Source organism: Nostoc sp. ATCC 53789, assembly GCF_009873495.1.
GTDB lineage: Bacteria > Cyanobacteriota > Cyanobacteriia > Cyanobacteriales > Nostocaceae > Nostoc > Nostoc muscorum_A.
The window spans coordinates 6,906,948-6,926,279 of record NZ_CP046703.1; the positions used below are offsets into that span (position 1 = coordinate 6,906,948).

A 19,332-nucleotide genomic window follows, 5' to 3' on the forward strand; every position below is an offset into this window, starting at 1 on the left:
GGAATTTGTAGTTGGTAAATTGTAGTAGTTAAACTATGAGTACGTTTGACTCATATTTTACTACCCAAGAATAGAACCTATGAATTCATCAATCAAAGGCATTGCTACAGCTACCTTAGCTTTATTACTAAACTATTCAGCAAATCCAGCTTTTGCACTACCCCAGAAAATCAATCATCCAATTACTGTTGCTAAATCGCAATTATTAACAAACACCTTGATTGTTCCTGGCGAACGAGTGGGGCCAATAACACGCACAACCACCAAGCAAGATTTAGTGAAGCTGTTTGGTGCATCCCATCTCGTTGATAAAACCATTTCCGGTGCTGAAGGAATAGGGAGTTTCGCCGCTACTCAGGTAAATCTAAATCAGGGGCGTTCTCTGCTAATAGTTTGGAGTGATAATACTCGTACTAAACCTCTAGATGTGCGTAACCTGGGTTCAGCTTGGAAAACCCGCGAAGGTATCGGTGTTGGAACCTCATTGAGCGAGTTACGCAAGAAATTAGGTAATTTTAAACTTTATGGATTGGCGTGGGATTACGGCGGTACTATCTTGTTGGATAGTAGTAAATTATCCCGTTATCAAGGCAAACTGATTTTACGAGTAGACGCTGCTCCCAATGCTTACGAAAAGTTTGCTAATGACTACCAAGCTGTTTCTGGGGATAGTACTTTTTCCTCCAGCGATCGCCATTGGAAACCTTTGGGAATAACACTTACAGAAATTATCGTTGTACTTAACCCAGGTGAGTAGTGGTATGCTAAACATCGGGTTACTTGCTATGTATGACGAACCAAATCTTTACCAACGGTTATGCCTTAGTCATTAGCGTAGATGCAGATTTACCTGTCACGCTCAAAGATGCAAGGGCTATAGTAAATATACTGATTGATAGCGATCGCGTTGCCTATCCAGTAGAAAAACTTACACTTGAGTCTGCATTATAATCATGAGACTTATGTAAATATACAGTTATTTAGCGCATCGAAATTACGATTTTCTCACCCAAAAAACAAGGAAAATACAGATATTCAGCTAATTGGTGTTTGTTTATACTATTTCAAATTTTTGTAATCGTTATACTCATAACTTAGGTTCTACCTGGGAATTAGGAAGTGGCTTTGCCACTTCTTTTTATTAATTTAGGAACCCAGTAAAAATAAATTAAAAGTTAAAAGTAATTTGTTGAACTTTTAACTTTTATTAGCTGTCATATCATGTCCATTTAATTGACTATAAAATAATTATTCTGTCAAGCTATAGCTTTGTAAGCTTCAACAGAATTTTGGTCAATGTAGACATGATATTAGTCATTACTCGTTGTATCTTGCCATCTCTCACGCTTGGGCTTGCTCTCTACATCGCGCGATCGCGCTTCTTGCCAAGTCCCCCACATTAGAGATTGCTGCCTTTCAACATGGTTAATAAACTGCATGATTGACTGATCTGCTTTGATTGGAGTTTTCAAATCAAACTTAATTGTTTGGACAATCTTGATGTCACCCATGAGAAAAAATTTACCTGCAATCTTAGTTAGCCATAACACAACTCGATTGGATAACCAACCAAAAAATCCTTTACGTTTCTTAGTAATTAACAGGATTTGACCTTCAGCTTTTCCACCTTCATGGAGGCGAACTGCAAACATTGTGTGGACATGGAAGAAATCGGGGCCAAGTGTCACAATGCCAATGCTACCGTACCAATAGCAAATACTGTAAGTTATGGCATTTTTGTAGAAAAGACGGATGAGTTTAATGAAAGATGAATTCTCTTTAATGTTTGTAGTGTTACTGAAGATAATTGCATTTTCGTTCAGTTCCTGTCTTTCAAAAATAATTTCTATTGGCAGTTTGTGGACTGTATTGATATGTTGAGTATCAATCGCATTAATCATCACAACATTGGGGTGACAGTTCATCACAAAGTGAGAATGGATAGCGATATCACACTCTTTTTGTTCTAATTCGGGAATAAAAGGTAGAGGTTGTTGTGGTATTTCTCCAGTCCAAACCCAAATCATGCCGTACTTTTCAGCAGTGGGCCAACTTTGTAACTTTAGGGAAGGCGGCGTATCTAAACATGGGATATCAATACACATCCCTTCAGCATCAAATTTCCAGTGATGGAAGAAACAACGGAGTGCATTACCCTCAACTTTGCCTTCAGCAAGATGAGCGCCCATGTGGGGACAGTAGGCATCAAAGGTAGTTACTCTTCTGTCCTTACCACGGTAAATCACTAGTTCTCTGCCCAAAATCGTGACAGGTTTTACTTCACCCACCCGCAGATTTCGAGAGGGTATTACCCAATACCATCCTTCAATAAAACGTTCTGGATTATTGAAAGTTTTAGGTTTACGGGTTGAGCTAGAAGTCTGCGAGTTGAGATTCATTTTTATGGTTTCACTTGAGGTGAAGCAGTTGATCTAGAAGTAACATGCGAACTAAAAAAAAACAGTTACTTTCAGTACTATGAGAAATAGTCACTCAACAAATAGATAAAATTTGAGGCGTAAAATATTGAGTAAATTAGATTAAAAATGTTAAAATTATACTAATTAATTATTAGATAGTATCAGCCAACATCTATTCATAATAGATATCGGAAAAATCAAAACTTAGTAATATCTCTAATTAAATAAAAATTTCAACTACTGATACCAAGATTTGGCTAAACTCTCATCTGAATTAATAAATTAGTATAAATATGTAATAATAATTACAATATTTGGGAAAATCTGCCGTGTTAACTCAGGAGACAAAACTGCTTTTAATTGGTCAGGTAACAGATATAAGCGGAATTCCTATCAGGACAATTCGCTATTACGAGAGTTTAGGTTTAATCAAATCATCAAGACGAACAGAGGGAGGCTTCCGTCAGTTTTCAATGGATGTGCTGACTCGTCTAGCGTTCATTAAAAGGGCACAAAATCTTGGTCTGAGCTTAGAGGAGATTGGAAATATTCTTCAGGTCTATGACCAAGGACAAGCTCCCTGTGGTGAAATCAAAGAAAAGCTCCAGGACAAGCTTTTGCAAATTGATCGCCAAATCGATCAGTTGTTAACTTTGCGATCTGAAATAAAGGGATTACTTTCAGGCTGGAAGAATATCGGCGACCAGTATGAAGATACAATTTGTCCCATTATTCAAAATATCCCTCAGTGCTGAGAAACAGAAAAGAAGACAGAGGAGGCAGCAGGAGCAAACTTATGACAGCACATATCCTTTTGGTGGAAGATGAAGTCAAACTAGCACGATTTGTCGAATTAGAGCTAAGTAGCGAAGGATACCGAGTAAGTGTAGCTCATGATGGGATTGCTGGTCTTACCCTAGCGCGAGACTCATCGCCAGATTTAGCGATTCTGGATTGGATGTTACCAGGTTTAACAGGTTTAGAAATTTGTCGGCGTTTGCGAGCAACAGGTAGTACAGTACCAGTAATTTTATTGACAGCAAAAGATGAAGTGAGCGATCGCGTCGCCGGATTAGATGCAGGAGCCGATGATTATGTAGTTAAGCCCTTCAGCATTGAGGAATTACTAGCTAGAATTCGCGCCCATCTGCGTCGCACGCAAGAAACAACCGAAGATTTGCTGCAATTTGAAGATTTAAGCTTAAATCGCCGTACCCGTGAAGTTTTTCGAGAAAAACGAAGCATTGAGTTAACAGCAAAAGAGTTTGACTTATTAGAATATCTCCTCTCACATCCCCGTCAGGTGTTTACTAGAGATCAAATTTTAGAGAAAGTTTGGGGTTACGATTTCATGGGTGATTCTAATATTATTGAAGTATATATTCGTTATCTGCGACTCAAATTGGAAGAGAATAATGAAAAGCGTTTGATTCATACAGTCCGTGGTGTAGGCTATGCACTACGGGAACAATCATAATGGCTTGGTGATTTCGACAAAAAGCAAAACTTGAAAGAAAAAAGAGGATTATGAATAAAAAATGGGCTGTTAAACGGCTAACAGTAAATCTCACCGCTGAGGAAATGAAGAAACTTGAACACTACTGTGCTTTGACAGGAAGACCAGCAACAGACGTAATTCGAGAATTACTCCGATCTCTTGAGGTTGACAATACTAAAAACTCTGAAATGGCAACAGCAGACTCAAAAACAACAGTTGGCAGTGGCTTAAAATCACAGTAACTATTCACCAGAATATCTCGCCAAATCTCAAAAATCTGCCAGCTATCTTGAATTACCAATAGGGCTCAAGGAAATACTTCTCGGTTAAAGGGAAAAGGGTAAGGGTTTAAATTCATCCCTTACCCTTGTACCCTTAAACTTTTCCTAGAACACACTCTTAATGGTGCGGCATGGCTAGTTATCAAACCCAATACTGCTCGGGTTTTGGATTTTAAACTGAAATTTGGTTTGGGGAAAAGGTTACTGGGTTTGGATTAAAGGTTTTTCTTTCCCCTTTGCCATTCCCCTTTTCTCCTTAACCGACAAGTATTGAGGGCAATCTGGGTTTATCAGAAAAATGGGTTTAAAACCCCGTGTTTACTTCGGCTACGCTCAGTAACCATCCAGCACGGCTTTAAAGTAATGAGTAAGGAGTAATGAGTAATGAGTGGATGAAAAATGGGTATTTACTCATTACTTATTACTTATTACTCATTACTCCAGAATCATCGTGCGTTCACGGCGGTGAGGATGTCAATCTCGTTGCTGCTAGATGGATCATTGAGCGGTCAAGTCGCTTCTCTACGAGACCTCTTGCTAGCTTGCTTCTATCTAAGAGTACGCTTCCAATTAAAAATTATTAACTAAAAATTGCAAGACGCTCTTGCAAAAAATACTAATTTAGACAGTCAAGGGGCAGGTATATAAAATTAATGCCTTTTTCCTTTGCCATGTCTTAACAAGCATATATTTTGGGCATCATAATTCCAAGCTGAATAGATGAGCTAGCAGCCAGAAAACTCTTTGGCAGCAAGTTTTTTATTTACAACTATAGTATTGACCTATGGCAGATAATTTTATACTTTATTTCTTTATTTCTCCACATAGTTCGTACACAGGGTTGATTTGGAGATGCCTACAGATTCAATTGGGAGTAATCTGTAGCGTCGGTATTTGGACATTATCAGAAGCTAAGTTACAAGCAGCCCAAGCACATCAGACCTGGAAATCACCTTCAGAATTGATTGAGGGAGTCAGCAAAGTAAATCCTGAGCCAACACCTATTTTGATGGCGGCCCCCGAAAACTTCAATCCTGATTTGCAATTACGGCCAGCGCTACCCGAACCCCCGCATAATTCTAGTCCACCAAAAACTTCCACCGAACCAAGAACGCCGGATGCAGTTTTGGAAAGCATTCATACGGACTATCGCTATGACACAGATAACTTTGGCCAAACCAATTTCTTTTTTGAACCAACGGTTCAGTTTGGATTGAGTAATGGCAATAAAATATTTGTGAAAACAGGTTTTAACTTATTTGAACAACGCGGTGTTGAATCAATTACGAATTTTCCCTTGCAAGTTGGATGGCAAGGAAAAATTGGTCAAGTGACTCTGCAAACAGCAGCCGGAGTCGATGTCTTCAATCGTTTACCTACAGCTATCAATCTCAATGCTAAGGTGGAGGCTTCCATTTCGCCACCGCAAGTTTCGTCATCAGGTCGATTGCTATCGGTAGTAGTACTATCAGGTAATTTAGAACAAGGCCCTTATAAATCGAATGCCCGAACTTTAGAAAATCAAATTACTGCTTGGCGATTTGGGCCTGATTTATACTGGCAAATTGACAGTAACACCAGCTTGTTTTCATCATTGCGTTTGGGTAGTTACAACGATGGTAATTCCGAGGTGCAGTCATTTAGTCGGCTAGAACGCAAGTTCGGACAGTTTTCTCTGGCAGCTAACTTATTCAATTTGAGTTTCGATCGCGATTTAGAACGCACAAGTGGCTATTTTTCCCCACCAGATTTTCTAGTTTACAACGCTGAGGTGGCTTGGGAAGGAGATATTGTTAATTTTTTACGCTGTCGCCTCGCTGCCAACTTAGGACAGCAGCGACTTAAAGGAGAATTTGATAACGCCAATACCTATCAAACGCGCTGTACGGTAAAGGTTTCACCAAATATAGAGGCAGACCTTGGCTATAGCTTTAGTAATGTTCGCAATCAAGAAACTGGGGGAAGTGCTTACGGTGGTAATTCCTTGACAGGACAGTTGCGGGTCAAATTTTAGTAGTCACTGATAAGGCTGAAGAATGAAAGCACCATTACCTGATAACGAAATACAGCGAATCGAATCTCTTTTGGAGTATAAGATCCTCGATACTCGTTCGGAAGCTGCCTTTGACGATCTCACCCATTTAGCCTCATATATTTGTGGCACTCCTATTGCCTTAATCAGTTTAATTGATAGCGATCGCCAGTGGTTCAAATCCAAAGTTGGAATGGAAGCCCCAGAAACACCGCGAGATTTGGCATTCTGCGCCCATGCTATTATGCAACCGGAAGTTTTTGTTGTGCCTGATGCCACACAAGACGAAAGGTTTGCGACAAACCCGCTAGTCACTTCTGACCCGGATATTCGATTTTATGCTGGTGTACCGTTAACTAACCCTGAAGGATATGCACTAGGAACACTTTGTGTAATTGACCGTGTACCAAGAAAGCTCTCTCCAGAACAAGTTGAAGCATTGCGAATTATCGGTCGCCAGGTAATCAAGCAATTAGAAATGCGGCGTAACTTAGCAAGTTTGGTATTGGTCACTCATACACGCAAACAGGCACACAAGAGACGCAAACAATTTTTTAAAACAGTAGCCGGAGGGTTTGGGTTAGCATCGGCAATTTTAGTTTTGATTGGCGTGATTTCTTATCAAAATACACGCATATTGATTGATGCTAGTAATCAGGTACAAAAAACCCAAGATAAAATCAATAAGCTAGAAGAATTACTGTCCGAGATGAAGGATGCTGAGACTGGACAACGCGGTTATATCCTGACTGGACAAGAAAGTTATCTGGAACCTTATCAAGCAGTAGTTGTAAACATCGATCAAAAAATTGTAGAACTGAAGGATTTAATCGCAGATCAACCTAGCCAACAAAAGCAGTTTGCCGCCCTTGAATCTCTAATAGCTGCAAAATTTGCCATACTCAAGCAGACTATATACCTGCGTCAAAATCAGGGATTCGAGGCAGCGTTGCAGGTAATCCAGACAAATCATGGGAAATATATTATGGATGATATTCGCAAGGTCATCCATGAGATCGAAAATGAGGATAAAAGGTTGCTTCAACAGCAGTCACAAGCGGCAAAAGCCAGTGCAAACAACACAGTTTTGACACTTGCGATCGCTATTTGCCTAAGTTTTATCACTCTGGCTATAGTCTACTACTTCATTTATCGTGAGGTAAAAGAACGTAAATTAACAGAGGAAACGCTAAACCAAGAACGCAACTTTATTTCAGCAGTTCTTGATACAGCTAGCGCCTTGGTAATAGTTCTGGATACACAAGGGCAGATCGTTCGCTTCAATCAAGCTTGTGAACAAACAACTGGTTACTCATTCGATGAGGTGAGAGGAAGGCATTTCTGGAACCTATTTCTCATTCCTGAACAGGTAGAACCAGTTAAAGCAGTTTTTGAACAGTTGCGAACTGGTGAAGCGCCCAAAGAATATGAAAATTATTGGGTAGCAAAGGATGGCAGTCTGCGGCTGATTTCATGGGCTAATGCTATTTTGAAAGATGATGAGGGTTGCGTTGAATACATTGTTGCTACAGGTATTGATATTAGCGATGTCTACGACGAGCTTCGTTTACGCAAACGAGCAGAACAGCACCTCAAAGCCCAGTACTCTACAACGCGCGTCTTAGCAGAGTCAACTACAATCAGTGAAGCTATGCCCCAAATCCTGCAAGGAATCTGCGAGAGTTTGGAATGGGATCTAAGTGAAATTTGGATGGTAAATCAGCGAGCGAATCTACTAAGTTTACTGAATTCATGGTATAAAATGTCTTCAGGAATGCAAGAATTTGAGATCCTTAGTCAGCAGACCACCTTTGCATCAGGAATTGGCCTGCCTGGTCGTGTTTGGGACAGTGCTGAACCTGTTTGGATTGTTGATGTAGTTAAAGACAAAGATTTCATCCGCTCTCAAATCGCTGTCCAAGCAGAACTGCACGGAGCTTTTGGTTTTCCGATCCATAGTGGTAAAAACATCCTTGGTGTCATTACCTGCTTTAGCCATGAAATCCAGCAACCTGACCAAGATTTGGCAAAAGTCATGAATTCTATTGGTGAGCAAGTAGGGCAGTTTATTGAGCGCAAGCAGGCAGAAGAAGAACTCCAACGCCAAAATTTGCGATCGCAACTATTTACTGAAATCACCCTTAAGATTCGTCAGTCTTTGAAAATCCAAGAAATTCTCCAAGTCAGTGTTACGGAGGTACAAAAAATTCTCCATAGCGATCGAGTTTTGATTTATCAACCTTTGACAGATGGATCTGGAAGCACTGTAGTTGAGGCAGTAGTTTCTGGCTGGCTGACAATTAAAGAGAAAAAGCTCACTGATTCTTATTTTCAAGCGGAATATACACAACAGTACTATCTACAGCAATATCGTCAAAAACGGAATCTAGAGCTTGCTGACTTAGATATAGTGGAAATTCAAAAAAGGCACATAGAATTACTGCAACAATTTGGGGTCAAATCCAATTTAGTCATACCCATTCTTGTCAAAGAAGAACTCTGCGGTTTGCTAATTGTCCATCAGTGTGGCAGTTCCCGTCAGTGGTCTAGCTTTGAAACTCATCTTTTACGACAAATAGCCGATCAAGTAGGTATTGCCTTAGCCCAAGCCCAAATGTTATATGCAGAAACTCAACAGCGAAGAGAACTTGAAGTTGCTCGTCATCAAGCTGAATTAGCTTCTAAAACCAAAAGTGCCTTTTTAGCAAACATGAGTCATGAAATTCGGACTCCGATGAATGCTGTGTTGGGGATGACAGGCTTAATGTTAGAAACTCCCCTAAACTCAGAGCAACAGGATTTTATCGAAACTATTCGCATTAGTGGAGATGCTCTTTTAAGCCTCATCAACGAAATTTTGGATTTGTCCAAACTTGAGGCTGGGGAAATGGCACTAGAAACTCTAGATTTTGACTTATCTACTTGTCTAGAAGAAGTGTTGGAATTATTAGCTCCCTCAGCCCATAATAAAGGATTAGAAATTGCAGCGTTAATCTATCCCAACGTTCCCACCCAACTCCAAGGCGATGCTGGCCGCCTGCGGCAAATTCTGATGAACCTGATCAGCAATGCGATCAAGTTCACCAGCAATGGAGAGGTAGTAGTCAGAGCAGAATTGCGAAGGCTTTCCTCTACTACAGCCACCATTTATTTTGCCATCACAGATACCGGTCTTGGCATTACCTCTGAAGACCAATGCAAACTCTTTACCCCATTTACCCAAGTAGATGCTTCCACCACCCGCAAGTATGGCGGCACAGGTTTGGGATTAGCCATCTGCAAGCAACTGGTAAGCTTGATGGGAGGAGAAATTGGCGTAGAAAGTCGGTTGGGCAAAGGATCTAAATTTTGGTTTGAAGTAACTCTTGCCCAGCAACTTCACCCTATTTCCTCAGAAAGCGATCGCGAACTTTTGACTAATCGGCGCTTGTTAGTGGTGGATGACAATGCTACTAATCGCAAAATTATCCATCATCAAGCTACCCGTTGGGGAATGTTAGTAGATCAGGCTGCTTCGGCTACTATTGCCCTCAAAGCTATTGAGGAGGCTGCCAAGCAAAAAAATCTCTATGACATTGCTGTGATTGATATGCAGATGCCAGAAATAGATGGCATGACCTTGGGAGAGCAAATTAAAGCAAATTCAGCGATCGCTGGGCTACCTTTGATTATGCTTACCTCTACTAATCAACGCTATGAAATCCAACGAGCGCTAAAAATAGGATTTGCGGCTTATTTGGTCAAACCTGTTAAGCCATCCCGACTCCTCGATACCATCATGACTATCTTAGGAACGCAGATAAAGGAGGAGACAGAAGTCAGAAGTCAAGAGTTAAAACTAAAAGATTACGAAAACAACAGCAACGATCATTCTCCTAGCTCCCGCCTCCTGGCTCGTGACTTCCACAAATTAAGAATTCTCTTAGCTGAAGATAATCTGGTGAATCAGAAAGTTGCTTTGAAGCAACTCCAAAGCCTAGGTTATAGCGCAGATGTTGCTGGTAATGGGAAAGAAGTTTTGCAGCTATTAGAAAAAATCCCCTACGATTTAATTTTGATGGATTGCCAAATGCCTGTTCTCGATGGTTTAGAAACTACAAAAGAAATTCATCGTTGGCAAGAAAGCAGCTTTGTCAATAGTCGTCGCCCTGTAGTAATTGCGATGACAGCTAATGCGATGAAAGAAGATCAACAGATGTGTATAAATGCAGGAATGGACGATTATCTCAGCAAGCCAGTAATCAAAGAGAAATTAGCGGCGGCGCTACAGCGTTGGGGAAGTGTGATATTCCAGGCAAAAGAAATATATGTTTTAGAGCAGAAAGTTTCTACAACAGATATAGGTTCAGTTGACCTCCCAATTGATTGGGAACGCTTGCATCAGCTCTCGGAAAACAACTCAGAATTTGAATTAGAACTACTGGAAATATTTGTTGAAGATATGCAACCTCGTTTAGAGATCATTAAAATAGCGATCGCAGATAGTGACTATGAGCAACTAGCGCTCCAAACTCATCAAATTAAAGGTGCTAGTGCCAATATTGGAGCTATAACCATGCATTTAGCAGCACAAAAATTAGAACAATTAGCTCACAATCAAGAACGTCGAGGTACTACTCACTTAATCTCAGAGTTAGAAGAGTTTGTTAAATGTATCCAAGAGTTTTTAATCACGAGATAAGGAAGCGGCCGTAAATAATTCTTGTTGGGATAAGGCAATAGGCAATAGCTATAAGGGTTTTACTCTAGCTAGTTATTATTTATATAGTTGATTTGATTGTGCTAAGTTACTTATTTTTGGTGGTAAAAATACCACGTAAATTTGAATATTTAATTTTTTAACGGCGACCAAATCGAATTGATAACTATCTGCATTCATTGGTGGGGATGCTTGTAAAAGTTGGTAAAATATTGAGTCTCGCTGCATGAAGCACTTTAGATTTTTTTGCTTCTAGCTAATAATTAAGCTAGCAAATCTCAGATAAGATGATTAATAATATTTACTAATAAATAAACAGTAACGATTGTCTTCTGTTGGCTCATAACTCAATTTGTCGGCAATGGCAGACATAATTTTTAAACCCCGCCCGCGCTCTTGCTCATTCTCATCAAATTCAGATATTTGCCGCAATTGCTGCTCTAAGTCAAATGGTTCACCTTGAGACCAAATGCGAATTTCTATATATTTATTTACCCGTACAGCTTCTATTTCAATAGGAGTTTCAATAGGTAAGTTTTTGTGTGCATGTTCAACTATGTTAGTGAAGCCTTCCATCAAAAGTGTTTGACATTGCCACCAAACTTCTTTGTTAAGAATAGGCGGCTGATTCATCTGATCGAACCAAAATAATACTTGAGATGATGCTGTAAGGTCTGTGTTGACTTTTAGATAAATTTTATTTTTCACTTCTTAACCAATAAAATATTTCGAGACGATCCTATTCGTATTTAATTTATTTAATTTGAGTATTTTCACTATACATTTAAAACTAAATTGCATATAAGTTGAATTAGAGTAATTACTTCTTTTTAAGCGAAGCAGAATTCAGAATGAATTCTGACGGAAAGAGCGGATAGCAGAGCGTCAAGCCTGCGGGACGCTACGCTACACGTAGCCCATTCTGACTTCTAAATTCTTCTTCAATCTACTTAGTAAACTTTAATTTATGTTTAAAATTTTGGTTATTGATGATGACCCTATAGTGCGAACAGTACTGAAAAAAACACTCCAAAATCAAGGTTATGATACCAGTGTCGCCAAAAATGGCGAGGAAGGAATTAGACAAGCACAATTACTACGTCCTGCTCTGATTATCTGTGACTGGATGATGTCCGAGGTAGATGGGCTAGAAGTGTGTCGTCGAATTAGAACAGATCCAGAGTTAGCAACCACTTTTTTTATTCTATTAACGGCTAGGGGAGCAGCTCGAGGAGAGGAGGAAGATCGAGTTAGAGGACTTGACGCTGGAGCAGATGAGTTTATCTCTAAACCAATAGAGATGAATGAATTGAAAGCGCGGGTAAGAGCAGGACTAAGATTACACCAGTTAAATCAGGATTTACAAAGTCAAAAAGAAGTTTTGGAGACACTAAATCAAGATTTACAAACCCAAAAGCAAATTTTGGAGGCAGAATTAGCTGAGGCTGCTGATTATGTGCGATCGCTCTTACCCTCACCGCTCGTAGGAGTAGTAACTACAGAAAATCTGTTTATTCCCTCAGCACAGCTAGGAGGTGATTGCTTTGACCATTATTGGATCGACGAGGATAATTTGGCAATTTATTTGTTGGATGTATCAGGTCATGGCGTGGGTTCAGCCCTCCTATCTGTATCCGTGCTGAATGTTTTGCGATCGCAATCTTTACCAAACACCAACTTTTGTCAACCAAGTGAAGTCCTAAAAGCGCTCAATCACGCCTTTCAAATGACAAAGCACGGTGATAAATACTTCACAATCTGGTATGGAGTTTATCACCGCCTGAAACGTCAAATTATTTATGCCAACGCCGGACATCCACCAGCTTTACTCTTATCGAATACCTCTACAACAAGTATCCAAGTTAAACAGCTAAGTTCTTTGGATCTCCCAATTGGCTTTTTACCTGATGTCCAGTTTGAAGAGGCTATTTTTCAGATCGAAGAGAACAGCATTTTATACATTTTTAGTGATGGTGTTTATGAAATTAATCAGTCAGATGGTAAATTTTGGGGTATTGATGCTTTCATTGACTTACTAACTAAACATAGTCTAAAAGACCCCTGTGTTCTAAATCAACTATTGGCGAAGATTATTACCTTAAATTATCAAGATAATCTTGATGATGACTTCTCTTTGGTAAAAGTTAACTTTGGTTAGTATAGTCAAGTGTGCAGATTCAAATTTAGCATAGTCTAGGAGCTTACTGTGTTGCCAATACTTGGCGATTGAATTCATCTTGGTCAGCAAAGGTTTGAAAAATCCTATCCATTTTAGTCAATTCAAATAACATTCTGACTTGATCGCTGATTGAACAAACAAAAAGTTTAGTATTAGCATTTCGCGCCATTTGCATTGCTGAGACTAAAGCACCTAAACCAGAACTATCGATAAACTTTACTTCTTTCATATCAAGTAACAATATATCGGCTCCAGTTAGCAGAATATCGCTAACTTCACGACGCAGTTCATTACCTCTAATACCATCTAAAATTCCAGATAATTCTAGTAATTTTACGTTCATGCTCATTGTTTTATCCTATTGTTTGACTGGGAAAAATGTATTTACATTTTGGCATTGACCTAAGCTAAACTGCAATAGATATAGCAATAGTTTTGTATCTTAAAGGAATCTGCTTTAATTTGTGTTCGCGCAGCCATACTTATTGGCGTGGTGCAGCTTGATAATTATTATTTGCTATTGCAGTCAAGAATCTAGCCCCACAGATTAGCGAAAAATTTCAAAAGCTTTAAAATAACCATCTTTATAACCTAAATACCGTGCCTAAAAACGAGACATAAGCAGTGGTAATTTCACTGCATTGCCACCCGACATGAAAAAATGCTGCAAATTATACAGCTATGAGTATGTTCTTCCTTGACGTTGGCACAGCTATCGCATTGTTGTTTTTTAGATGGTCTGAAAATTAGTGTCTGATTAAATCAAGATCAAGTTAGCGGCTCTGCGCTAAAGTAAAAATATTGGGATCAAAGTCTCTGCTAGTAAGTTCAAACACCACTAATCTTTACCACTGCGGCGATAATGTCTCAAGAGCATAACGAATCACTCCAACTTCAAGAGATCACCAAACTCAAACCGAAACACTTTGCTGATTTAGTCAGATCAGCACAATTGATTTTCGACCCTACAGCCGGAGTTTCGGGAAGACATATAACAGTTGACTGGGAACAATTCGGAATTCCCCACGATGTGGCAGACAATCTCAAGTCACTTGGTCAAGAGTACCAATATGCATCTCCTCACATCCCTGTTGAAGTCATTTGGAGTAAATTAACTCCCAAAACTCGTATTTGGTTTGTTGAAAACAAAGATAAGTTGTGGCAAATTGAAGAAGCTTTCCCAGCCCTTGACGAAGATTAAAGGGAATATGAATCATTTGTAGGGGTACAACGCTCGTTTTACCCCTAACTACCAGAAGCTAGGAAGACATTTTACCCAATTAAGGCATCAGGTATTTTTCAAAAAACTGCTGTTTTACTTCGAAGGGCTTTCAAGCTTTCAGCCTGCTGTTGCACGCGTTCACTAATGCGATCGCACGCTAACTCACAAAGCTCAAAAATCATTGGTTCGGCAATCTCGTAATAGGCACTCGTGCCTTTGGGCTGACGAGATAGAATCCCTGCTTGAGTTAACACTTTCAGATGCTTAGATAGATTTGCCTGACCTAAGTTAGTAACCTCGGCAATTTCCATCACATTCATTGGCCCTGATTTTAGACAGGCTAAAATCTGTAGCCGACTTGCCTCTGATAAAACCTTGAAGTAGTCAGCAACTGCCACGAGAACAGCTGGATCGGACTTGTGTGGCTTAGTTTTTGGCATAGGGAGATTTAATAGTCGGTATAATATTTTTTTAATAGCTAATTAGTTATTAAATTTTATAATAGCGTAGTTGAGTTATTGCTATAGCAATCCGCTTTGATTTTTGAACAAGACTCAGTATCTATCTATCTCTTCTTTCCTATTCCCTGTTCCCTGCCCACGCAAGTAAATATAGCTACGTCACGCTGTGTGAACAGAAATCAAGCCGGATTACTATAGTATAAAAAAACACATTAATCTGACAAAATACTTGATGAATAGTTAAAAGGAGTACCTATTGAAAATCTGACTAGATGCAGCAATTTTGGAGTTAATAATTTATTTTTGAGTAAATACAGTAAAGATACTACCATTTGGATGATTATCTTCGATGGTAATTGTACCGGAATGTGCCTCGACTGCCATTTTGCAGAAAGCCAATCCTAAACCAATTTGCCAAACATCTGGTATCCGACTTGCAACTTCATATTTATCGAATATGATTTTTCTTACGTCTTCAGGGATTCCGGGGCCTGCATCTGCGACTTGCACTTTCGCACCACCTGCTGCCAAATACTCTCCCCGTAGGGTCACTTGAGAGTTAGATGGGGAGAACTTAATAGCATTAGAGAGCAAATTATCTAGAACTCGACGAAAGATTGTTGCATCTACTTTCACAATGCCACCAGGTTCAGGTAATTCACCTATCAAAAGCAGGTTCTTTTGGGTAGCCATCGCTTCAAAATCTGCTAATGCTGACATACAGAGTAAATAAAGGTCTACTTCTGTGTAGTTGAGAAGCATTTTTCCCGATTCTAGCTTTGCCATGATCAGCAAACTATTAATCAATGATTGTAGCTGTTGTCCTGCAAATAAAATTTGATCAACCTTGCCTCTTTGCTGTTCGGGTGACAAGTTGCAAAATCGGAGAATTTCAGCCGCGAGGACAATACTGGTAAGAGAGTTTCGGAGATCGTGGACAATCATGTTTGCCATATCTTCTCGCAGTTGAAGCAAAACTTGCAGGCTGTCGTACTGCTGCTTAATCCGCAACATGGAATTAACCCTGGCTCGTAATTCCACGCCGTTGATGGGTTTACTAATGAAGTCATCTGCACCTGTTGCTAGACATCGAGCTAAATCTTCTTTAGCAGTTAATGCTGTCACCATAATGATCGGCACTATCTGCCATTGTGGATCAGCTTTGATGCGTTGACATATTTCCATCCCATCTAGGCCAGGCATCATCACATCCAGCAAAATCAGATCGGGCTGAAGACTGTTGAGGCGATTCAGAGCTTGTTGACCACTAGAAGCATAGTGTAGCTCGTAGTTTTCATTATTCAACAAGGTTTCAACAACATCGAAATTATCGGGTTCATCATCAATCACTAAAATAGAAGGTTGAGTATTCATTAAAAATTTCTGCTACCTTGCTAAAACTTGTTGAATGGTGAGTGCAAGCTGCTTGAGTTTAACGGGTTTGGTAAGATATTCGTTGGCTCCAGCGGCTAAACAAGTTTCGCGATCGCTAGGCATAGCTAACGCCGTTAGTGCAATAATCGGAATATCTACAAATTGCCGATCGTCACGGATGCGGCGCATTGCTTCTAACCCATCCATTTCTGGCATTTGAATGTCCATCACAATTAAGTCGGGGCGTTGAACTTTAACTAGGTCAATAGCTTGTTGTCCATTGTTTGCCAAAATGAGATGATACCCTCGACTTTCAAGATAATCGGACATGGTATCAATATTTGTTTGATTATCTTCTGCTAGCAAAATCAAAGGTGGTTTTTTCGCGGCTTTTGGCAATACAGTTAAATTTGGCGACTCAGAACCAGTAAAATGTTGCAGTTTCTCTATAGTTACCTGAAGTTGAGCGCGGGTAATTGGTTTGACTAGATATTCAAACGCTCCCTGAGCCAATCCTTTGCTACGCTCATCCACGACTGAAATAATAATCGCTGGAATATTTTTGGTTTTTGGGTTGGTCTTGAGTTGATTTAGTATCTCCCAACCCGATAGATTCGGTAGTTGCAGATCCAGGATAATTAAACCAGGCTGAACGCGCAGCACCTCTTCTACGGCTCCTTCACCTTTGGAATAGGTGATGGTTTCCATTCCCATTTCGCTGAAGTAGCGAGTAATTTGGTCAGCGGCCACAACAGAATCTTCGATAATCAAAACTTGAGCATTCTCAGCAAGTAAGCAATAACTAGGCAATGAATTAGTTGCTTGTATTGTTCGCAAATTAGTACGGTAGGGAATACGGATGGTGAAGCAACTTCCCTGGCCAACTTCACTGCTAACTGAGACTGTTCCTCCATGTAGGGTAATAATCTGCTGTACTAGCGCCAAACCCAGACCAGTGCCACTGTACTGGCGGTTGAGGCTGCTGTCAAGCTGGATGAAGGGCTGAAACAGCTTGCCGATTTCTTCAGGAGCAATACCGATGCCGGTGTCATTAATATAGAAGCAAAGATTTGGGGAAGATGAGGCAAATGAGGGCGACAAGGGAAAATTTACTCCCCCTGTTCCTTTACTCCCATGCTCTCCTATTTCTTCTAGCCGGACTTCTAGGGTTACAGATCCCCCTTCTGGTGTGAACTTGACAGCGTTGTTCAACAGGTTTATCAGTACTTGACGCAGGCGGCGATCGTCTACTTGGATGCTATCAATATTCTCAGCAATATGAATATTAAGACGAATATTTTTTTTCAAAGCCATCTGTTTAACAAAGACAAGGCTGGCATCACAGAGGCTTCTGACAGAAACATCACTCCATTGCAGTTCTAATTTGCCAGATTCGATTTTAGACAGGTCTAGAATGTCGTTGATTAGCTCTAGTAAATGTCTACCACTGCGCTCAATAGTGGCGATCGCTTTTACTTGTCTTTCATTGATGGAGCCAAACACACCTTCTTGTAACCCTTCTGACATCCCCAAAATTGCATTAAGAGGTGTTCGCAGTTCATGGCTCATGTTTGCAAGAAATTCGTCTTTAAGGTGAGTGACACGGGCAAGTTCTACGTTGGTGTTAGCAAGTTGCTCATTCGTCTGCCGCAGTTGTGCCTCGGCTTGTTTGCGTTCGCGTAGCGCAGCTTGCTGTTCGCTGATATCAGTTACCCGGACTAGATTCATAGTACGTCCGGCTACAGTAATGGGTTTAGCTGCTATGTTTCCCCAAAAAATATGACCTTTGAGAGTAACATATTCAATCTCTCGACTCCAGACACCTTTTGACTGCATATCTGCCACGATCGCGTCTGTTTCGCTGGCGGTGAATGGATGGCGCTGGAGTTTCTGCCCATTAATCTCGAGCAATTCAGTTTTGTTAGCCGCCTCAAACAGTTCTACTGCCCGCCGATTACAATCCAGGGTGAGCAGCGTTTGTGGATCAACCAAAAAGATGGCATCAGCAGATTCGTTAAAAATTGCTTCTCGCAAATCTATGTTGTGAGTGAGTTTCTGTTCAGCTTGTAAGCGTTCACGTAGCGTATCGTAGAGAAATTCGTCGTAGATATCAGCTATGTGGATGGGATTACCGTCTTTATCTGAATTAATGAGGCGACCAGAACAGATCGCCAAAACACTTCTGAGGGCTGCTTCTGTCCGTTGGCATTTTGCCAGGTCTGCCTGTGCTTGCTGATATGCCCTCTCCTGTTGAATGGCGATCGCGGCAATCAGTTGTTGTTGTTCCCGGCTTTGTTCAAGCTGTCGAGTTAGCTGTATCCGTTCAACGGCATGATGAATTGCGCCTTGAAGAACTTCAGCAGTGAGTTTATCTTTAAGCAAATAATCTTGGACACCACTTTTCATAGCACGGACAGCGATGATTTCATCCCCTTGTCCTGCTGCCAGCAGAATCACAGCAGCTTGAGTATTGCTATGGCATTCCCGAAATTGCTGAATAAACTTCAGCCCATCCCCATCAGGTAATTTAAAATCCAGCAAAATTATATCTGGCATCTCCTGTTGACACCATTTCATGGACTGCGCTGCTGTCTCAAACTCCCAAATACGATAGGTATACAGCCTGTCCTGCTTCAAAAAACGACAATATGCTTCCCGATCTCTAGGGCAATCATCAATTAGCAGAATTGTAAGGGGAGAGCAATGACTCATAAGTTAAAAATACAAACGCGATCGCGTTTCAACAAAATTATATCTTGATTATCATCATGTTAATAGCCTGATATCAATTGAGTTATATCTATAGTTGCCCTTCAATACGATGTCTTCTCCAAATCCCTGAAAATTTTTTGCCTCCGTGTTCAGCATGAATAGAATTCGCAATTATACCTAGTTATCTTCCGAAAACGTTCAGTAAATTTGCTGCTTGTAAAATTCATTTACTTATAGCCAGACTAGTAGCCTATCTATAAATAATTGATGGATAAATTAAGATTAGAGACGGCGATTTATCGCATCTCTCTAACCATCAAAATGAATTTGACAGATTATTAGTAGCACCAAAATCTTTTTTTTAGCGCAACACCTAGATTTCACTACGCCTAAACAGTAATTTTTATCATCAGCCAGATTGCCGTCCTTCTATACAATCTCCTGATTCCTACAG

16 protein-coding genes are annotated in these 19,332 nt (G+C 40.2%); 9 read left to right on the forward strand and 7 right to left on the reverse strand.

All coding sequences use genetic code 11. From position 1 onward, the window contains the following. Positions 1–79: 79 nt before the first annotated feature. Together GJB62_RS28570 and GJB62_RS28575 are read left to right on the forward strand one after the other, a co-directional pair. A complete protein-coding gene (locus GJB62_RS28570; RefSeq protein WP_114080917.1) occupies positions 80–757 on the forward strand; it encodes a hypothetical protein in 678 nt (225 codons plus the stop codon). A 32-nt stretch (positions 758–789) separates the two neighbouring features. Continuing rightward, a complete protein-coding gene (locus GJB62_RS28575; protein WP_159402602.1) occupies positions 790–951 on the forward strand; it encodes a hypothetical protein in 162 nt (53 codons plus the stop codon). Between the two features lie 359 nt (positions 952–1,310). Here GJB62_RS28575 and GJB62_RS28580 read toward each other — a convergent pair whose 3' ends face one another. Continuing rightward, positions 1,311–2,399: an aromatic ring-hydroxylating dioxygenase subunit alpha gene (locus tag GJB62_RS28580; protein ID WP_114080918.1), complete on the reverse strand. Its 1,089-nt coding sequence runs from the start codon at positions 2,397–2,399 to the stop codon at positions 1,311–1,313. Between the two features lie 350 nt (positions 2,400–2,749). On the opposite strand from GJB62_RS28580, the gene GJB62_RS28585 reads away from it, so the two are divergent. From GJB62_RS28585 to GJB62_RS28605, 5 genes are all read left to right on the forward strand, one after another. Then, positions 2,750–3,175 carry a heavy metal-responsive transcriptional regulator gene (locus tag GJB62_RS28585; protein ID WP_114080919.1) on the forward strand — a complete coding sequence of 142 codons (426 nt, stop codon included), beginning with the start codon at positions 2,750–2,752 and terminating at the stop codon, positions 3,173–3,175. Positions 3,176–3,216: 41 nt separating this feature from the next. Continuing rightward, on the forward strand, positions 3,217–3,897 hold the full coding sequence (locus GJB62_RS28590; RefSeq protein ID WP_114080920.1) for a response regulator transcription factor: 681 nt from the start codon (positions 3,217–3,219) through the stop codon (positions 3,895–3,897). A gap of 50 nt (positions 3,898–3,947) precedes the next feature. After that, positions 3,948–4,160, forward strand: coding sequence for a ribbon-helix-helix protein, CopG family (locus GJB62_RS28595; RefSeq protein WP_114080921.1), 213 nt, complete (start codon positions 3,948–3,950; stop codon positions 4,158–4,160). Positions 4,161–4,983: 823 nt separating this feature from the next. After that, entirely contained in the window at positions 4,984–6,213 is a 1,230-nt protein-coding gene (locus tag GJB62_RS28600) for a hypothetical protein (RefSeq protein ID WP_114080922.1), read from the forward strand. Positions 6,214–6,235: 22 nt separating this feature from the next. Further along, positions 6,236–10,912: a response regulator gene (locus tag GJB62_RS28605; RefSeq protein WP_114080923.1), complete on the forward strand. Its 4,677-nt coding sequence runs from the start codon at positions 6,236–6,238 to the stop codon at positions 10,910–10,912. A gap of 75 nt (positions 10,913–10,987) precedes the next feature. Here GJB62_RS28605 and GJB62_RS28610 read toward each other — a convergent pair whose 3' ends face one another. Both GJB62_RS28610 and GJB62_RS28615 read right to left on the reverse strand, forming a co-directional pair. Beyond that, entirely contained in the window at positions 10,988–11,158 is a 171-nt protein-coding gene (locus tag GJB62_RS28610; RefSeq protein WP_114080924.1) for a hypothetical protein, read from the reverse strand. A 63-nt stretch (positions 11,159–11,221) separates the two neighbouring features. Beyond that, positions 11,222–11,638 carry an anti-sigma regulatory factor gene (locus GJB62_RS28615; protein ID WP_114080925.1) on the reverse strand — a complete coding sequence of 139 codons (417 nt, stop codon included), beginning with the start codon at positions 11,636–11,638 and terminating at the stop codon, positions 11,222–11,224. A 259-nt stretch (positions 11,639–11,897) separates the two neighbouring features. Between GJB62_RS28615 and GJB62_RS28620 the strand changes: the two genes are divergently transcribed. Then, positions 11,898–13,088: a SpoIIE family protein phosphatase gene (locus tag GJB62_RS28620; RefSeq protein ID WP_114080926.1), complete on the forward strand. Its 1,191-nt coding sequence runs from the start codon at positions 11,898–11,900 to the stop codon at positions 13,086–13,088. Between the two features lie 43 nt (positions 13,089–13,131). Here the strand turns inward: GJB62_RS28620 and GJB62_RS28625 are convergent, their stop codons facing one another. Then, positions 13,132–13,458, reverse strand: a complete 327-nt coding sequence (locus GJB62_RS28625; protein ID WP_114080927.1) for an STAS domain-containing protein — start codon at positions 13,456–13,458, stop codon at positions 13,132–13,134. Positions 13,459–13,971: 513 nt separating this feature from the next. Between GJB62_RS28625 and GJB62_RS28630 the strand changes: the two genes are divergently transcribed. Further along, the gene (locus GJB62_RS28630) at positions 13,972–14,310 is read left to right on the forward strand and encodes a hypothetical protein (RefSeq protein ID WP_114080928.1); all 339 of its coding nucleotides are present in this window, start codon (positions 13,972–13,974) and stop codon (positions 14,308–14,310) included. 98 nt (positions 14,311–14,408) lie between these two features. Here GJB62_RS28630 and GJB62_RS28635 read toward each other — a convergent pair whose 3' ends face one another. The 3 genes from GJB62_RS28635 to GJB62_RS28645 form a co-directional block, all read right to left on the reverse strand. Then, entirely contained in the window at positions 14,409–14,771 is a 363-nt protein-coding gene (locus GJB62_RS28635; RefSeq protein ID WP_114080929.1) for a metalloregulator ArsR/SmtB family transcription factor, read from the reverse strand. Positions 14,772–15,089: 318 nt separating this feature from the next. After that, positions 15,090–16,166 carry a response regulator gene (locus GJB62_RS28640; RefSeq protein WP_114080930.1) on the reverse strand — a complete coding sequence of 359 codons (1,077 nt, stop codon included), beginning with the start codon at positions 16,164–16,166 and terminating at the stop codon, positions 15,090–15,092. Between the two features lie 12 nt (positions 16,167–16,178). Continuing rightward, entirely contained in the window at positions 16,179–18,878 is a 2,700-nt protein-coding gene (locus tag GJB62_RS28645; RefSeq protein WP_114080931.1) for a response regulator, read from the reverse strand. Positions 18,879–19,332 lie beyond the last annotated feature (454 nt).

Coding starts and splice junctions, on each gene's coding strand:
- GJB62_RS28570 (WP_114080917.1), top strand. CDS start 80: ATGAATTCATCAATCAAAGGCATTGCTACAGCTACCTTAGCTTTATTA.
- GJB62_RS28575 (WP_159402602.1), top strand. CDS start 790: ATGACGAACCAAATCTTTACCAACGGTTATGCCTTAGTCATTAGCGTA.
- GJB62_RS28580 (WP_114080918.1), bottom strand. CDS start 2,399: ATGAATCTCAACTCGCAGACTTCTAGCTCAACCCGTAAACCTAAAACT.
- GJB62_RS28590 (WP_114080920.1), top strand. CDS start 3,217: ATGACAGCACATATCCTTTTGGTGGAAGATGAAGTCAAACTAGCACGA.
- GJB62_RS28595 (WP_114080921.1), top strand. CDS start 3,948: ATGAATAAAAAATGGGCTGTTAAACGGCTAACAGTAAATCTCACCGCT.
- GJB62_RS28600 (WP_114080922.1), top strand. CDS start 4,984: ATGGCAGATAATTTTATACTTTATTTCTTTATTTCTCCACATAGTTCG.
- GJB62_RS28605 (WP_114080923.1), top strand. CDS start 6,236: ATGAAAGCACCATTACCTGATAACGAAATACAGCGAATCGAATCTCTT.
- GJB62_RS28610 (WP_114080924.1), bottom strand. CDS start 11,158: ATGCAGCGAGACTCAATATTTTACCAACTTTTACAAGCATCCCCACCA.
- GJB62_RS28620 (WP_114080926.1), top strand. CDS start 11,898: ATGTTTAAAATTTTGGTTATTGATGATGACCCTATAGTGCGAACAGTA.
- GJB62_RS28625 (WP_114080927.1), bottom strand. CDS start 13,458: ATGAGCATGAACGTAAAATTACTAGAATTATCTGGAATTTTAGATGGT.
- GJB62_RS28630 (WP_114080928.1), top strand. CDS start 13,972: ATGTCTCAAGAGCATAACGAATCACTCCAACTTCAAGAGATCACCAAA.
- GJB62_RS28635 (WP_114080929.1), bottom strand. CDS start 14,771: ATGCCAAAAACTAAGCCACACAAGTCCGATCCAGCTGTTCTCGTGGCA.
- GJB62_RS28640 (WP_114080930.1), bottom strand. CDS start 16,166: ATGAATACTCAACCTTCTATTTTAGTGATTGATGATGAACCCGATAAT.
- GJB62_RS28645 (WP_114080931.1), bottom strand. CDS start 18,878: ATGAGTCATTGCTCTCCCCTTACAATTCTGCTAATTGATGATTGCCCT.